Genomic DNA, 16866 nt, shown 5'->3' with positions numbered 1-16866 from the left:
GTGATTATTTAAATTGGTCAAAGACCTCTTTAGTGGCTTCCAGGTATTGTCTTCCCCACTTACGGTCTGGCTCCAGGTGGTTTCCTTCAGCCCACTCGTTCATGGCATTGATAAAGACGAAGTTTTCCTCCTCTGAAGGTGGTGTAAACTTATCACATAATCGCTGCAGCCAGTTTTTATACAAGGCCGGCGTAGAGCCGTCTATTACAAAGGCACGTTGCTTCTTGCGGGCACAGTTATCCCAAGCCGGCATGATACAGTGATAATGCTTGGTATCCGGGTCTTTTTTGGCCAGCATTCGCTCCGCTACGGCGGCATAATCATCTTTAAAGTAAGAGATCTTCAGGCCAAGCTTTTGCTTGATTCTCTGCCAGAAATTGGGGTTTATATTCAGATTTCCCCAGTCTGGTTGCCATTCTATAACCGCATCAAAACCGACACCTTCAGGGTCTTTAATGGCGTCTTGGTAAGTTTTTACGCCTGCCAGATAAATATCGGGGAAACCATGTTTTTTGACCTCGTCTCTCCAGATTTCAATGCTCTCCTTCAGGTCAGGAATAATGTGTGTATTGAAAAACAAAAAGAAAGGTTTACCGTCTACGGTGATGTATCTTTTGTCTTTAAATACAGTTTCGCAAAGGTATTTTGCATGAGCACGGTGATCTTCGGGAGAATAGTCCTGCTTCATGAGCACTTCCTGGTCCAGACCATCCCAGCGGCGGGTCCAGTTTTCATTGGCCCAGCAGAGCATAAACGGAAAATCAGGCTTGCCCAGTCTCAGCATTTCGTTTACCGGAGTCTCCAGCAGTTGTTTGCCATTAAACCAGTAATGGTGAATACAAAAACCATAGATGCTGTGCTCTTCTGCCAGCTTTGCTTGCTCTTCGCGAGACTGCTCCAGGCGGAGGTCGTAATACCCAAGATCAGCGGGTAAATGCGGCTGATAGTGCCCTGAATATCTTGGCTGAGCTTTGGTAACGTTTGTCCACTCTGTGAAACCTTTGCCCCACCATTTATCATTCTCAGGAATGGGGTGAAACTGCGGTAATATGACAGCTAATCCACGTAGCTTTTTATCCTGCATAGGAGAGGTGCTCTTATTTACTTTTTAATACTTCTGAAGGCATCAAAAATGATCGGTGGTGTCACCTGTTTGATGAGTCTCTTCAGTGGGTTGGCTTCGTAGCCGATCACGTTCTTTTTATCCTGCTCTGCCGGTGCATCGCCCGGGCGAGTGGTAAACTTCACGTGGAGCTTTTTGTTCGGGTCTATTTCTTCTGCCGGGCGGCCATTGGTAAAATAGAAAAATGCCAGCGATTTACGGCTCATGCCCTCAGGGCAAAGCACCTCATCGGGCACCCCGTGCATATTGAAATCGGTTACGTTAAATACCAGAAGCCTGTTGAAAATCGGGCTGACACGCTTTTTGCATTCTGTCATCTCGGTATCCCAAAGCTCCAGGTGACCGTTATACTCTTCTTTCCAGTCTTTATTGAGGTATAAAATGGCATTTACACGTCGATCCAGTGGCCATTTCACGTGCTTGCTGTAGTCTGCGTGTACGCCCAGTTTTCCTTTGCCATTCAGCTGGTGAAGACCACCACCATAATAATAAGGGTCAGGAATCAGGTGCTCTATACCGGTTAGTTTTTCCAGAAATACCAGGAAGGGAGCAGAGTTAAACTGATACAAAATGTGCTGCGTGAACTCACCCACGCGGCCTTCGCCATTCAGTTCTTGTTTTTTCTCAAAATCATTTTTGTAATCGTGCCACACTTTTTGACCGGGCTTCGGAAACTCCTCAAGGATTTTCTCCAGAGCCTCAGGGTCCATGAAATTATCAATGACTACATGCGGAAAAGGATCATTCTTCTTGTACTCGTCAGCATATTTTGAGGCCAGCTCATCAAGCCTCGCATTATCAAAGTATAGCTTCATTGAAAAAGAGGTAGTATTCGTTACAAAATTTGCCCAAAGGTAAGTATTATTTGTTTATATTTTGTGGGTCAATATCGCCCCAATCGGCCCTTTCTGATGAAGATCATAGCATTCTGAAATCAATGGAGCCATAAAGGGCGATGACGATTATCATTCCATAAAAAACCAAAAACAGAGATGAAGAAGAAGTTTATACGAAGCATTTTGTCAGTGATACTACTCTCAGTTTCCGGAGCTGCCGCAATAGCTCAGTCAAAGGCAGAGCAGGGCATTCTGGAGAATTTTAAAGCTCAGGAAACCTGCTGGAATGCCCATGATCTGGAGTGCTATGTCAACGCAGCCTACGAAGACAATCCCAAGACGATGACGATTGGGCGGTCGGGCGTCACTTATGGGGTAGACCAGATTCTGGCCAACTATAAAAAATACTATAACGACGATAATATGGGGCAGCTGCATTTTGATCAGATAACGATGCAGAAGGTAAGCAATAAAGTCTATTTCGTCACCGGTCGTTTTAATCTGGAGTATGAAGATATACAGGAAACCCGTCGTGGCTACTTTTCAGGACTTGCCAAAAAAATCAAAGGAAAATGGCTGCTGGTGACGGATCATAGTTCGTAAGGGCTTGGTGTGTTTTTTGCCTCGAAGTCACGAAGTTTCACAAAGGCTCTTCGTGGTACTTGGAGTCTTGGAGTCTTTGTGGCTCCGAACTTCCGATGCACTTTGATCAGATAACGACGCAGAAGGCGAGCCATAAAGTCTATTTCGTTACTGGCCGTTTTAATCTGGAGTATGAAGATAAACAGGTAAACCGCCGTTGCTATTTATCAGGACTTGCTAAAAAGATCAAAGGAAAATGGCTGCTGGTGACGGGCCATAGTTCGTGAGTGCTTGGTGTGTTATTCGCCACGAAGGCACAAAGTCACGAAGTTTCACAAAGGCTCTTTGGGATACTTGGAGTCTTGGAGTCTTTGTGGCAGATTGGAGGAAAAGTTTTTTAGAAGTTGGTCAAATGAAATAGCTGAATTACTCTTTTCTTCGGTTTCAATAAGTTGATGAAATTCGTACCATTCGTGGTCAATCGAAGGGTCAAAGGACAAGTTTTGGAAACGCTTTATTCCGCAATGATCAGGATTAAAAAATTCACCATCAATTAAGAGGGATCTGATTTTTTGAGTTGCCTCCTCTACACTTAAGGAGTTTCGATTGTCAATAACAATCTCTCCCCAAGTTTTCCAATTTGCTCCATCTAGGTAGAGGTATTCAAATTTGAGATTAGGATTTGAAACGCTCATTATTATGATACTTCAAAAGTTCTGGATCGGGTACGGGGATTTAATTAGCTATTTTAGAAACCTAATTTGCAGATTGAGTTTAATGTATGTTGTCATATTTTCTTTCAGAACAAATCCAAAATTGTGCCTTGTACTACTTGCTGTTTCAAGTTTAGTGTTGTGAAGAAGGTAATCTTCAAATTCATTCCGATTATAAATGTGATAACACAAAATATCTCCATCCTCCTTTACAACTAAATATCCTCCTGTGGCATCCATCTTTCCAGTCCATACTTTAGAAGGCATCATACCTAATGCTATATCAGTTAGAAAGCGTTTAATTTTGTACTCATAAAAAGGGTGATTGGTTTCCGTATCATAGTTCAAAGGGTTACTAATTGATATATCATGTACTAGATCTCCCACCTTCGAATGACCAGTCGTAAAAAAAAGGTAAACTATTTCAGCTAAGATTTTGGGCAAAGAACTATCAATCAAAGTAAGATTGTTGCCAAAAATTGCATTTTCGGTTCTTCTAAAGCTTAATTCTCCAGAGGATTCCTCTATCTTCTCAATTCTGTCTTTGATTTTACTTCGAGAGTCAATGCTATTGATTTCTTCAATTTGATCATTTGTTAGCTCTACGTTCTCAATTTCAAAAATAAAATTGGTTGTTCTTCCAGCGTTTAAAAGAGTTGAAGCACTTCCAATACGAGACTTGATACTAAAACCAAGTTCAGGGGTTGATCCAGTTCGCTGATCATGGATTATTATTTTAATATCACTTTTTACCGAAGATTTTGCTTTAAGCGTAGTACAATTAAATGAGTTGATGAAGTTTTCAATTTCAGGAATAGAAAAAGCTGAAGAGGTTGTTTCTTGAAGCTTTGAAAGTAGAAGAATCGCGTTACTTTGAAATTTTGTGATTGGTATTCTGTATTCTTCCTCTGTACTTTTAACAACAACTAAATCACTGTCATATGAAAATTCATAGTTACCTCCTGATTCCTCGCGAAGAATTTTGATAATTGGAAATATCAAAGTTTCAATCTTTTGAAGGTTGCTGTCACCCGCAAACAGTTTTTTGTCAGCTATGATTTTTAAGAGCGTGTATATTTCACTCCATTCTCCCTTATTTCCTGTTATCATATCTGTCGTTCTAAGGTTACATTTCCTTTATCATCAACACTGTAACTAAATAGACTTATTATATTCTCCTTCTCAACCTTCTTTCTCTTAGTCAAATAATCTATAAGTTCGCGGCTATACCTTGTTGAAATATATACACCTTCATAGCTATTCACAGGTAGGGATTTACTGGCAGCAAAAGATTTTAGGTAACCTATTAATTGAGCTATTTCATTAATTCCGATTTTGGCATTCCGCTTTAACTCAAAAAATGAGTAGTAGTAAACTCTTTCTTCGTGTTTGAATGTTGCCAGAATGTCGCTTCTAAACTGCATTGACTTAAATACTGGAGCCTCTAGAATCAATTCATTGAAATTTAGTAACCCAAGTGTTTCTCTAACATCATTGGAATCATTTAAGACATTGTAGACTATATAAGCGTGCAAGACATCTTCTAAAATTGCATGTCCACTTTCGACTGGAATTTGATTAAAGGTTATTTGAGTTGGATTAGTATAAGCTTCAATGTTTTCTGCATTGAATTTGGCGGCTTCGATTTTTTTGAAATCCAAGTCTTTAACTTGAATTTGATCAAATTTGGAAGGAATTGACTTTGGGTTGTATTTATAAAATAAATGTAGAACCTCCTGAAATTCTGATTCAAATAGTTGTCTTATACCTCGGTATGAGGAATTAATATCCCTGGAAAGACTTATTAAAGAGTCGACTTTACCAGCTTCGATGAGAGCATAAAACTCAAAAGCAGGAATAGTGTTGGGGAAGTAGTATTTTATTTTAAAGTTGAATCGAAAAGGGTAAAACTCTTCATCGTCTTCAAAAATATTATCCATACATATATAAGGCAATGTTGTAACTTCATATATGCCATGAAAGCGTGACAAAGGATGTTTTTCATAAAGTATGATTAGATCACCAGGTTTTACTGCATATAAGTCCTTGATTTTACCCCATATGGTTTTTCTACTTTCCTGACTGTTTCCAACATTTCCATAAATTCCTTTCTCTAAGGAGATAGAAAGTGCTTTTTCGTTAGTGATGCATATGTGAAAGCCCATAATTTTACAAGAGGTTCAATATTTTCAAAATTTCATTTGAAGTAGCATGAATCGCAGGAACTGCGACAGAATTACCAAATTGTTTGTAGGCCGAGGCATCTGCTACGGGAATTATAAATTCATCAGGGAAGCCTTGCAACCTTGCCCATTCCCTCGGAGTCATTTTTCTAATACCTTCTCTGTTTACAACACCTTTTATCTTTGTAACAGGAGTGAAATCTTCAAGCCTATCATCATTTATTAGGTTACGTTCCCGTCCCATTCCACCACAGACAACAGCATTCGCTATTCCATCATTAGGGATAATTTCATAACCAAAACCATTTCCTTTTCCTGCATGTCTAGCTTTATGTTCTCGAAGTGTTTTAAGGTATTGGGTTGACAGGTAATACTTTGCGGAGACAACCTCTTCTTCCCTTATATCTTCAAAGACAATAGTTTTATTCAATGGCTTTGGATATTCGAATGAATCTACTCCCATATCCTTTCTAAAACCTACTATAAAGATTCTCTCTCTATTTTGTGGGACACCAAAGTCTTTTGCATTAATTATTTCAGGTTCAGGTACGTAATATTCTAGATCATTTCTCAATACATTTAAAATAGTACGCAAGGTTTTGCCCTTGTCATGGTTTCTTAGGCCCTTGACATTTTCTAAGAAAATTGCCTTTGGCTTTTTTCGTTTGATTATTTCAGCAACATCAAAGAAAAGTGTTCCTCGAGTGTCCTCAAAACCACCTCTTTTGCCAGCAATTGAGAAAGCTTGACAAGGAAAGCCTGCACAAAGCACGTCGAAGTCATCAGGTATATATGATTTTGTCTCTTCCTTAGTTATATCCCCAAATGGCACCTCGCCGAAATTTGCCTCATATGTCTTCTTCGCCTTTTCGTCCCATTCACTAGTAAATACGCACTTTCCACCAAGCTTTTGCATTGCAATCCTAAATCCTCCTATGCCAGCGAACAAATCAATAAATTTGAATTTTGGCGATAAGGGGGGAGGGAAGGGGATATCCCAGTTTAGGGGTAAGCCATACTGGGAGGCTTTTTCATGAAGTAAGTTAGCCTCTTGTGTTTCCCAGAAGCTATTTTTTAGATATGCTGAATCTTCATTTTGTAAAAAATGAGTTAGTTCAGCTAAGCTCTGATTATTACTCGATTTAACATCAATATTAAGTTCAGTTTTGACTTCTGAATATGCTTTGGACATTTATTTACGCTTTAAACCCCTTTAAAAAAATCCTCGAATGATATTTCAAGAGCAATTAGAATTCGCTCTAATACCCCGACAGAAACATTTCTACGACCATTTTCCAGATCATTGATGTAGGTTCTATGGACGTTAGCTTCAAAACCTAATGCTTCTTGGGATAGGGATTTTGACTGTCTGATTTCTTTCAATCGACAGCCTGTTTTTTCTTGGATTGTCATAGGAATATTTAGGCCGTAAAAGACCCTTTTTGTAGACTATTAGTCAACAGACTATAAGTGACGTTTTGCTCTAAACGTTAGCAATTTGTTCGGAGGTAGCCGAGAAGGTTTTGCAGAGTTTTGGCTTGTAGGTCCTTTTTCAATTCACATTCATGAATTGTAAGAACTTGCCATCCTTTCCTTTTTAGAAGGGTTGAGTTTTGATTATCCAGTTCCTTATTCCTGTTTATTTTAGCTTTCCACCACTCAGTTCGTGTTTGTGGGATTTTGAAATATTTACAGCCCTCATGCCCATGCCAGAAGCATCCATGAACAAATATTACTGTTTTGTATTTGCGTAAAACCAGATCAGGTTTTCCGGGAAGTTTTTTGTTGTGTAGTCCGTATCTGTATCCATTGGAATGCAGAAATCTCCTGACCAGCAATTCGGGTTTAGTATCTTTCCCCTTTATGCGGCTCATGTTATAACTTCTTACTTCAGGAGAATGTACGTCTGCCATCTTCCCCAATCTAACCAAAAAGCCCCAAAAGGGGCTCTTTGAGATTGCAATATTTTAATGATGATCAGGTCTTTACAGACTTCTTAGGTAGTCTAAGCTTTTAGGAATATGCTCAAACTCGTGGTCGCTTTCATCTTCTATGAAATAATGCTTGATACCTACCTCTTTGGCCAGTTTCAAGATCTCGGGCCAGTTGGCTTGTCCTGTGCCTAGCACCACGTCATTTTCAGCAGGGGTAAGGCCGGTGCCATCTCCTACTATTCCTTTTTTAAGGTCTTTAACGTGCATTAGCTTAAAGCGGTCGCCGTATTTTTGCAGCAGCTCTTGAGGCGAATTACTACCGCCTCCATGCATGGCCCAAAGCACATCCAGCTCAAAAGACACGTGCTCGGCATCAGTGTTTTGAATGATATAATCCAGCAAGTTACCCTCGCCTTCAGGGTTAGGGCCAAACTCATAGCCATGCGGGTGATAGCAGAAGGTAAGTCCGTTTTCTGAAATCACTTTGCCGGCGGCATTAAATACCTCTACGGCTTTTTTGGCCTCTTCAAAATGGAAACCCTCACTATGCGGTACCCAGGCACACATGATAAAGTCTGCTCCCAGAGCTTTGGCTTGCTCTACTACTTCCATCGGGTTGTTTTCCAGTTGTTCAAAACCCGCACCTGTAGAAACGATGGTAAGACCGCGGTCAGCACACATTTGCTTGTAAGTTTCAGGGTCAATCCCCCTTGGGGCACCAGTTTCGTATTCTGTGAACCCTAAGGCTACTATGGTGTCCAGAATGGCTTCTGTAGTCCAGGTGCTATCAGAAAACTGATGTCTGAATGTATAGGCCTGTACACCAAACTCGGCATCATAGAGGCCGGTCTCTACTGTTTTTTCTTCAGATTCTGAGGAGGTACAGGCAGCCACCATTAGGGCTAGAAGAGCGGCGGCCAGGCTTAATTTAGATTTCATATGGTTAAAATTGGTTATTGCTAAAATGGGTAAAAGTCACCAAACATACACTTATTACGGTTTATTCAGAACTACTTTCGATCAAAACCCACTGAGCAGAGACCAAAGTCCCAAACGCAAAAAAGCCCTCCCGATTTCTCAGGAAGGCTTTCCGCATATATTCACTCAGTCTTAGTTTCTGCTGCTGCGGCTACTTCTTGATGAAGAGCTACTTCTGCTACCTGCCGAGCTTCTGGCAGAGCTACTTCTGCTAGGAGATGAAGATCTCACTGTGGCAGAAGACCTGCTTCTACTTGGCGAGGAAGACCTCACCGCAGACGATGATCTGCTGCTTCTGGAGGCAGATGGCCTTACGGCAGAAGGCTTGCTTCTGCTCGGGCTGCTGCTTCTCATAGTTGGTGCAGGCCTGCTGCTACCAGCCGATGACCTCACGGCAGGGCTACTCTTACGGCTGCTGCTGTTACCATAGCTACGGGTAGCTTTTGGTGCAGTAGCTCTTGATGAAGGCTTGCTGTACTCACGTGAACTGCGGCTGCTGGTGCTGGAGCTGCCTCTTCTGGCAGACTCGTAGCTTCTGCTACCTGGGTTGGCGTATACGCTACCTCTTCTGGCTGAGTTATTTCCTACTCTATTGTTCACATCGGTGCGGTCTCTTCTTACCACGTTGCCGTTATTACGGTTGTCGTAGCGAGAGTTTCTGCTCCCGTTTTTGTTCACATTATTATAGTTTTTATGGATGTGGTTATGCACGTAGATATTATTGCGAGGCACGTAATATCTTGGCACGTATCCGTATCTCCAGCTACCCCAGCCTAGTCTGTCGTATCTGTAGAAGTCCCAGCCATTGGCGTACCATCTGTGGTACCAGAACGGGTAACTGTTAAAACCTACGTAGATATTCCCGAAACCGTAGAATCTTCTATCGAAGTCTCTCAGCTCTATACCCACACGACGGTTTAGCCATACTACATCATCCCAGATGTCATTCTGCTCCCAGCGGTCGTAGTTGCCGTCAGCCATATATCTGTACTCTTTCTCCTCTATTCTTTCCAGCTTCTTGTACAGGCGGTTGGCTTCCCATCTGGTTAAAAGGCCATTCTGCTCACCTTCAGAGATACGCAGACGCACATCCCAGTGCCAGTCAAAGTCCTCATCGTAGAAGTGCCTGTCATCGTAGTATCTCTGTGCAGACGCGGCCGTCACTCCTACCACCAGCATCATCAGCATTGTCATTAACCTTTTCATAGTCGTAATTTTTAAATCGTTCATATGTTAGATGCAGGAAAACGCCCCCAGGTTGCCATTGAGTTGTTAATAAATTGTGAATTAGTTGAATTATACTCAGAATATCTTTTTGGGCATTCCCCCGCAGCAGCGGGGTCAGGCTTTCGCTACTCGCCCTCATACTTCGGGCTCAGACATGCCGCTCTATCCTTAATGCGGCATTAGGTGACTTTGGTGGTATATTTAGAACTCCAAGCTATTATTTTATAAAAACCATGAGAAGAACCGCCTTATATATATGTATAGGTTTGTTAAGTCTTTCTTGCCAGCCCAAGGCCTATAAAGCCACCAATAAAGTCTATAAACAGCAGGCCAAAACTTATGCAAAACTCATTTCCCAAACCCATTTTACCGATACATTGAGTGTACCGCAGCCGGGAGAATGGGTGGGTACCACCAATTTTAGTTTGCGTAAGCCCAATTATGTCATTATTCATCATACGGCACAGCATAGCTGTGAGCAAACCTTACAGACATTTACCAAACCGCGTACTCAGGTTAGTGCACATTACGTCATCTGTAAAGACGGTACCGTTCATCATATGCTTAATGATTATCTGCGAGCCTGGCATGCCGGCCGTGGACAGTGGGGCAGCCTCACCGATGTCAATTCGGCAAGTGTAGGCATTGAAATAGATAATAATGGATTTGAGGCTTTTACGCCGGAGCAGATGGAATCATTAGAAAAGCTATTGGCTTATCTGAAAGAAGCCTATAAAATCCCCAAAGCCAATTTCATAGGTCATGCAGATATAGCACCTACTCGTAAAAATGACCCGAATGTACTATTTGACTGGGCCTCACTTTCAGAAAAAGGATTTGGCAATTGGTACGCAGATACTAGTGGAGTGGAGGTTCCAGAATATTTTGAACTTCTGCCTGCATTAAAAATGATCGGTTACGATACCCGAGACTCTTTGGCTGTACTACAAACCGTAAAGCGTAAATATCTTGCTCGAGAAGATGCAGACTCCCTAAGCCAGTCAGACATGAAGGTCTTCTACAGCCTCTGGCAGGAGTCTATGAAATAAGCTGGCTCATCTTTTCTTCGGGGAGTAGAGGATGGCTTTTTCAAATTTTCCGAACATTTTTAAGGTACCATTCTTAAAAACCTATTGATGAAGAAGTTAATTGTCCTGCTTTGTGCAGGCTTGAGCACTAGCCTTTTTGCTTTTGCACAGCAAAGTAATGAAACCCCCAAGGCACCGAAAGGTAAAATCCTCTTTGAACAGTATTGCGGTAGCTGTCATAACTTCAGAGTAGATGGTATTGGGCCTCAGTTGGGAGGATTAAGCAGTATCAGTGATCGGAAATATTTAATGGCGATGATCACTAATGCACAGGATGTGATAGAAGCTAAAAACTCCCGAGCCGTAAACCTTCAAAAGAAGTTTGGTACTCAAATGCCCTCTTTTGAGTTTTTAGAGGCAGAAGAAAGAGAAAATATTCTCGCTTATATTTTGGAGCAGCCAGCTCCGCCGAGTCTTTCTTCCCGTTATGGAGAGCCAATAAAAGACCCCATACCAGAGAAAATACAGAAAACAGACAAGGTGCTGAATATACAGCATGTGTACACTATACCGCCTTCTTCAGACAAGTCTCCGCTAACCAGAATCGCCCTGATGAAGACACACCCTGTCAGTGGCGAAACCTATATTTCTGATTTAAGAGGCCTTATCTATAGAATAAAGGATCATGAGCCTGAGCTTTTCTTTGACCTGCGTAAAGAAAAGCCTCATTTTATTGACAAGCCGGGGCTGGCCACCGGCTTAGGGGCTTTTGCATTTCATCCAGACTTTGCAGACAACAAGACTTTCTACACCACGCATACAGAAGCACCTAAAACGGCCAGAGCAGACTTTTCCCTTGAAGACTCTACTGATGTCACCCTTCAATGGGTGCTGAGCGAATGGCAAATAAAGAATGAGAATTTTCCTGTAATGGCCAGTTCAAGAGAAATGTTGAGAATTGATATGGTCTCCGGAATGCATGGTGTACAGGAGATAGCCTTCAAGCCTCAAGCTCAGAAGGGAGATGAAGAATATGGTCTTTTGTATGTTTCTGTAGGAGACGGAGCTGCGGTAGAAATGGGCTACCCGAATGTACCGCATAATGAAAAAGGTATTTGGGGCTGTGTGATCAGAATAGACCCTAAAGGAACGAATAGCCGAAACGGTGCCTATGGTATTCCGGCCTCAAACCCTTTTGTAGGAACAAGTAGGGCTGCTGAAACCTATGCTTTGGGTTTTAGGAATCCACATCGATTTATCTGGACCACGGCTGGTCAGTTTTTGGTCACCAATATAGGCCAGAAGCAGCTGGAGTCTGTTAATCTGGTAAAACCGGGATATGATTTTGGCTGGCCCTACAGAGAAGGAGCCTTTAGAATAGACGAGCTGGGCGATATCAATGAAGTTTATGCCATTCCAGAGGAAGAACTACCTAATAAATACAAAGAACCAGTAATAGAAATAGATCACGATGAGATGGCGGCTATTTCTACAGCGGTAGAATATACCGGCACAGCCATCCCATGGCTTAAAGGAAAGTATCTGTTCACTTCTATTTCACAGACCAAGCAGTATATCTCAGACCTGGCAGATATAAAGGAAGGTAGCCGTGCCGAAGTCAAAGAAATTGACATAGCGGTAAATGGTGAAATCACTACGTTTAACAAGTTGACCGGCAACCCCGGTAGAGCAGACTTACGCATGGGAAATGACACCGAAGGCGAAATCTACTTTTACACCAAGCCCGATGGTAAAGTGTATAAGGTGGTACCGTAAACTATAGTCCGCGATTTGACGAATCCCTGATTTTTAGTTCAGGTTTGAAAACCTCTATTTTGTGCTCCAACTCCTCATCGGAGTTCAGCTGTTCTATAAATAGTCTTGCAGCCATTTTGCCCATTTCAAAGGCTGGTTGAGAAACACTACTTATAGAGGGCATGAGTAAGCTGGTAATGGGTTCATCGTTAAAACCAACTAGTGCTATGTCATCAGGCATTGTTAAGCCTTTGTCCTTGATGGCCATATATGCACCAATGGCCAGCCTGTCGCTAACGGCAAAAAGTCCATCAACTCTATTCTGCTGTCGCAAAAGTTCCATGGTTTTCATATAAGCATCATCTTTGTCAAACTCACCTCTAATGATGAGTGAGCTTTTAAAAGGTATGCCGGCTTCTTCCAAAGCTCTTCTATAACCCGCTTCGCGGCCAATACTTATCGCAAGGTTTTCCTGTGCTCCCAGGAAGCCAATTTTTTGACAGCCTTGTTGGATAAGGTGTTTGGTCGCCAGGTAGCCTCCTTCTTCATTATTGAGAAGCACCTTTGGAGCATTAAAGCCTGGAATATCACGATCAAAAATTACAAAAGGAACAGACTTGTTTTGTATTCTCCTGAAATGATCCAGCTGTTGGGTTTCACTACTGGTGGAGACGATTAACCCCTCCACTTGTGAATTAAACAGGCGTTGGGTATTGGCTACCTCACGACCATACGATTCGTTTGATTGAGAAATTACTACCGTATAACCCGCTTCCATGGCGGCCTCATCAATACCTTTCACCGCAGTAGAAAAGAAGAAGTCCATGTTTGGTACCAGAACACCTATCAGGTGGGAGTTTTGCTTTACCAGGCTGGTGGCCACCATATTGGGTTGGTAGTCTATTTCTTCAGCATACTTGACGATACGGTCTTTGGTTTCCGGGTTTATTTCGGGCATACCACGTAATGCTCTGGATACGGTTGAGATAGAAACACCGAGTTCCCGGGCGATATCTTTAATAGTAGGGGCTTTAGATCTCATCTAAAAATGTGTTTTTCTTAGAATTTGATTTTCTGGAATTCCAAGGACGGAAAAAATCAAACCATTGTGATTTTGTCTTTTTTGTAAACCTAAAAGAAAAATGTGTAAAATTTTAATATTTCTTTGATTTTTATGAAAACGTTACCGGAAACGTTCTCGGAAACGTTTCGGCCAAAAAGGGTCAAAAAATCACCGATTTATTCTATTTTTTCCCTTGCATATTCAATTTAAGCAGGTAGTTTAGTTCTGTAGTCGAGAAGGCAAGCAATGATAAACAGGCCATTTAAATTGTATTATTCTCAGATTGCTCACAAAATACTTAAACCTTAATTTAATAAGTTTATGAAATTTAACTCTATTCGAAATGTAAGCAGAATAATAGGAGTGCTTGCTCTTATTATTGGCCTTGCGACTCAGTCAATAGCACAGGGTCGAGCTGTATCGGGAGTGGTGACCTCATCAGATGGTCAGGAGCCTCTTCCGGGTGTTAGTGTTCTGGTAAAAGGAACTTCTAACGGTACCGTTACAGATGTAAACGGGAAGTATACTCTTAATGTAACAGATGAGAATACACTTGTATTTAGTTTTATAGGTTACTCAGCACAGGAGATTGCCGTAGGTAATCAGTCTACCATTAATGTAACTCTGGCTTTTGATGAAACCAATCTGGAAGAAGTAGTGGTAATAGGTTATGGAACCATGAAAAAAAGCCACTCTACAGGTTCTATTTCTAAAGTAGTTAACGAAGACCTTGATCAGATAGCTGTGGCCAGAGTAGATGATGCTTTGGTAGGGCAGGTGTCCGGTGTAAATATTCAGGCTACTGATGGTGAAGCGGGTGCTGCTCCTACTATTACTATAAGAGGTGTAGGGTCTTTATCAGGCGATTCTCAGCCCTTAGTAGTCGTAGATGGTGTGATTGTGAGTGCAGATTTTCTGGGATCACTTAATATGAATGATGTAGAATCTTTTGAGGTTTTAAAAGATGCTGCTTCATCTTCTATTTATGGTTCTAAGGGTGCTAATGGTATCATCATGATTACCACAAAATCTGGTGCGAACATGAAGCCAAGCTTCAGCTATAATGCTTTTACTGGTGTGAAAGCAGCTAGACACAGTGAGCCATATACTTTTTCTATCGCTGAAACGGCTGCTGCTGAGTTAGCAGCTACCGGTGAAATTTCGGCAAAAACACGCTATAAGCAGCAAATAGGTGTAGACAGATCATGGCAAGACGTGATCTTTGATGGAGGCAATATCAATAGCCACGCTTTAAGTTTCAGAGGTGGGGAGAAAAACACCAATTTCAGTGTTGGGTTCAATTACCTTGATGATGAAGGGGTTTTATTGACAGATAACTTCACGAAGTATGCTTTAAATCTAAAAGTAGATACCAAGCTTTCTAAAAAACTATCATTTGGGGCTAACCTTTCGCCTTCATACACCAACAGAAGAAGGTTTGACGGGTCTACTCACGATATCCTGAGACAAACCAACTGGTTGCCGGTTTATCATGATGAAAACACTATTCAGTATGTTGATAGAAATACATATCCTGATGTGCAGGTGGGAGATTATGCTCTGCAGAGACACTTTGACAATTATAATCTTGATGGCGACGGAGTAGAAGTAGACATTTCAAACACGTCAAATACTAACCCGGCTGCAAAGGTTTTGGAAAGAGAACGCTACGATAAGAAGTTTAAAATCTTTGGTGCTATTTATGGAGATTACAAATTGACTGATCACATCAGCTTCAGATCTACGTTTTCTTCTTCTTTCCAAGATACCCGTCGTTCAAGATGGCAAGGAGTATTATCTCATAGAAATGGTGCTTCTAATACATCTATGCAAGAGAGATATGAAAGCGAACTATACTTGATTTCGGATAACTTCTTCTCCTACAATAACTCTTTTGGCAAAAGTGAAGTGAGTGCAGTTCTGGGTTTTGTAGGTGAAAACAGAAACTTCTTTGCTTCTTCTATTACGGGTACTGGTTACTCAAATGACCTGGTAAAAAATATTTCAAACGCGACTACTATCTCAGGAGCAGATGCTTTTGATTGGAAAAAGACTGGGATGTCATACGTATCCAGAGTAAACTATGCTTATGATAATAAATACCTTGCCTCTGCAAGCTTCAGAAGAGATGGGAGCTCCATTTTCGGAAGCGACTTTAAGTATGGTAACTTCCCGGCAGTTTCGGTTGGATGGAATATTGCCAACGAGGAGTTCTTAAAAGGAAGCAGATTATTCTCAAATTTAAAGCTTAGAGCCAGCTATGGTATTACAGGTAATGACTTCCTGAACACAGGTAGTGTAGACCCTGATAGAAGTACTGGTGGAAACCTGAGTACGGGTAATATACTTGTAGATTACTATCCATCTTTGGCCCTTCTTTCGGCTACTACGGCGATAGTAGACGGTGCTATTGTGGGTGGGTTTAATCCTGCCAACATTGCAAACTCTGAGCTGCAATGGGAACGTTTGATTGAGTTCAATCCAGGTATCGACTTCGGTTTGTTTAATAACAGAGTGACAGGTTCCATTGATTATTACCAAAGAAACAGTGATCAGCTACTTCTGAACAACCCTGTTTCTGTAACTACAGGGTTTAACTCGGCGTTAGTAAATCTTGGTAAAGTGAAAAATGAGGGTGTGGAGTTTGAGCTTCGTACACGTAATGTAAACACCTCTAACTTTAGCTGGAACTCAACTATTATAGCGACTACCAATAAAAATACTCTTCTTGATTTCGCTGATTCAGATGGTCAGATTACCTCTGTAGATAGTAAGCGAGCTGCTGAATGGATTAACCTGGTAGGCCAGCCTATTTCTTCTTTCTACGGGTGGGTGGTAGACAAAGATATTCCTTTAGAGTACCTGAAAAACGCTTATCACCCAGTAGGTGCAGAAGCTCAGGACGTTTATGTGAAAGATCTGAATGGCGATGGTGTTATCAATGATGATGATAAGACCTCACTAGGAGACCCGTACCCTGACTTTATCTGGAGTGTGAGCAATGACTTTAAAGTGGGTTCATTTGACTTTGGATTCATGTTCCAGGGTTCTCATGGAGCCAAAGTGAGAAACATGGCAGATCAGTACATGTTTAACCAGTTTAACAGTGCTATGGATGTCACTAGTGATGTGCCAAACCCAGATTTCATCAAGCAGAAAATCTTTACTGATGATATTATTCAAGACGCTTCTTATGTGGCCCTGAGAAATGTAAATATTGGTTACACATTACCAGCAAGCCTACTTGATAAAGCCAAGATCAATTCTTTAAGAGTTTACGTTTCTGGTCAGAATCTTCTGTATAAAACGGCAGCAGACTACACTGGGTGGAACCCTGAGTCTATCGACAGAACTAGCCCAACCAACTATGGTTACCAAAGAGGCGGTTCTCCAATTTTCAGCACTAAGTCAGTTGGTCTTAGCGTAAACTTCTAATAAAAACAT

15 protein-coding genes are annotated in these 16866 nt (G+C 41.5%); 4 read left to right on the top strand and 11 right to left on the bottom strand.

Annotated features, from left to right (window positions below):
- Window positions 1–4: 4 nt before the first annotated feature.
- Both ACUXV0_RS11715 and ACUXV0_RS11710 read right to left on the bottom strand, forming a co-directional pair.
- Window positions 5–1084, bottom strand: a complete 1080-nt coding sequence (locus ACUXV0_RS11715; RefSeq protein ID WP_446189740.1) for a glycosyltransferase WbsX family protein — start codon at window positions 1082–1084, stop codon at window positions 5–7.
- Window positions 1085–1101: 17 nt separating this feature from the next.
- Entirely contained in the window at window positions 1102–1938 is an 837-nt protein-coding gene (locus ACUXV0_RS11710; RefSeq protein WP_446189739.1) for a 2OG-Fe(II) oxygenase, read from the bottom strand.
- Window positions 1939–2115: 177 nt separating this feature from the next.
- Here ACUXV0_RS11710 and ACUXV0_RS11705 point away from each other — a divergent pair, with 177 nt between their 5' ends.
- The gene (locus ACUXV0_RS11705; protein ID WP_446189738.1) at window positions 2116–2562 is read left to right on the top strand and encodes a YybH family protein; all 447 of its coding nucleotides are present in this window, start codon (window positions 2116–2118) and stop codon (window positions 2560–2562) included.
- Window positions 2563–2873: 311 nt separating this feature from the next.
- Here the strand turns inward: ACUXV0_RS11705 and ACUXV0_RS11700 are convergent, their stop codons facing one another.
- The 8 genes from ACUXV0_RS11700 to ACUXV0_RS11665 all read right to left on the bottom strand — a co-directional run bounded on the left by ACUXV0_RS11700 (window position 2874) and on the right by ACUXV0_RS11665 (window position 9555).
- Window positions 2874–3236 carry a hypothetical protein gene (locus tag ACUXV0_RS11700; RefSeq protein WP_446189737.1) on the bottom strand — a complete coding sequence of 121 codons (363 nt, stop codon included), beginning with the start codon at window positions 3234–3236 and terminating at the stop codon, window positions 2874–2876.
- Window positions 3237–3284: 48 nt separating this feature from the next.
- Entirely contained in the window at window positions 3285–4364 is a 1080-nt protein-coding gene (locus ACUXV0_RS11695) for an HpaII family restriction endonuclease (RefSeq protein ID WP_446189736.1), read from the bottom strand.
- Complete coding sequence (locus ACUXV0_RS11690; protein ID WP_446189735.1) at window positions 4361–5419, bottom strand: hypothetical protein; 1059 nt, start codon at window positions 5417–5419, stop codon at window positions 4361–4363. The genes ACUXV0_RS11695 and ACUXV0_RS11690 overlap by 4 nt, the downstream gene beginning before the upstream one ends.
- A 4-nt stretch (window positions 5420–5423) precedes the next feature.
- Window positions 5424–6629 (bottom strand): DNA cytosine methyltransferase, encoded by a 1206-nt coding sequence (locus ACUXV0_RS11685; protein ID WP_446189734.1) that lies wholly within the window; start codon window positions 6627–6629, stop codon window positions 5424–5426.
- Window positions 6630–6640: 11 nt separating this feature from the next.
- Window positions 6641–6850, bottom strand: coding sequence for a helix-turn-helix domain-containing protein (locus tag ACUXV0_RS11680; protein WP_446189733.1), 210 nt, complete (start codon window positions 6848–6850; stop codon window positions 6641–6643).
- Window positions 6851–6927: 77 nt separating this feature from the next.
- Window positions 6928–7350, bottom strand: coding sequence for a very short patch repair endonuclease (locus ACUXV0_RS11675; RefSeq protein ID WP_446189732.1), 423 nt, complete (start codon window positions 7348–7350; stop codon window positions 6928–6930).
- A 72-nt stretch (window positions 7351–7422) separates the two neighbouring features.
- Window positions 7423–8310: a sugar phosphate isomerase/epimerase family protein gene (locus tag ACUXV0_RS11670; RefSeq protein WP_446189731.1), complete on the bottom strand. Its 888-nt coding sequence runs from the start codon at window positions 8308–8310 to the stop codon at window positions 7423–7425.
- Between the two features lie 171 nt (window positions 8311–8481).
- Complete coding sequence (locus ACUXV0_RS11665; RefSeq protein ID WP_446189730.1) at window positions 8482–9555, bottom strand: hypothetical protein; 1074 nt, start codon at window positions 9553–9555, stop codon at window positions 8482–8484.
- A gap of 254 nt (window positions 9556–9809) precedes the next feature.
- On the opposite strand from ACUXV0_RS11665, the gene ACUXV0_RS11660 reads away from it, so the two are divergent.
- Together ACUXV0_RS11660 and ACUXV0_RS11655 are read left to right on the top strand one after the other, a co-directional pair.
- On the top strand, window positions 9810–10625 hold the full coding sequence (locus tag ACUXV0_RS11660) for an N-acetylmuramoyl-L-alanine amidase (RefSeq protein ID WP_446189729.1): 816 nt from the start codon (window positions 9810–9812) through the stop codon (window positions 10623–10625).
- 87 nt (window positions 10626–10712) lie between these two features.
- Window positions 10713–12380, top strand: a complete 1668-nt coding sequence (locus tag ACUXV0_RS11655) for a PQQ-dependent sugar dehydrogenase (protein WP_446189728.1) — start codon at window positions 10713–10715, stop codon at window positions 12378–12380.
- Window position 12381: 1 nt separating this feature from the next.
- Here ACUXV0_RS11655 and ACUXV0_RS11650 read toward each other — a convergent pair whose 3' ends face one another.
- Window positions 12382–13401 (bottom strand): LacI family DNA-binding transcriptional regulator, encoded by a 1020-nt coding sequence (locus tag ACUXV0_RS11650; protein ID WP_446189727.1) that lies wholly within the window; start codon window positions 13399–13401, stop codon window positions 12382–12384.
- A 342-nt stretch (window positions 13402–13743) separates the two neighbouring features.
- Here ACUXV0_RS11650 and ACUXV0_RS11645 point away from each other — a divergent pair, with 342 nt between their 5' ends.
- Window positions 13744–16857 carry a SusC/RagA family TonB-linked outer membrane protein gene (locus tag ACUXV0_RS11645; RefSeq protein ID WP_446189726.1) on the top strand — a complete coding sequence of 1038 codons (3114 nt, stop codon included), beginning with the start codon at window positions 13744–13746 and terminating at the stop codon, window positions 16855–16857.
- Window positions 16858–16866: the final 9 nt, after the last annotated feature.

It is taken from the genome of Jiulongibacter sp. NS-SX5, from assembly GCF_052828545.1.
The sequence above is the reverse complement of the archived record's forward strand: the minus strand, read 5'-3'. Positions and strand labels throughout refer to the sequence as shown.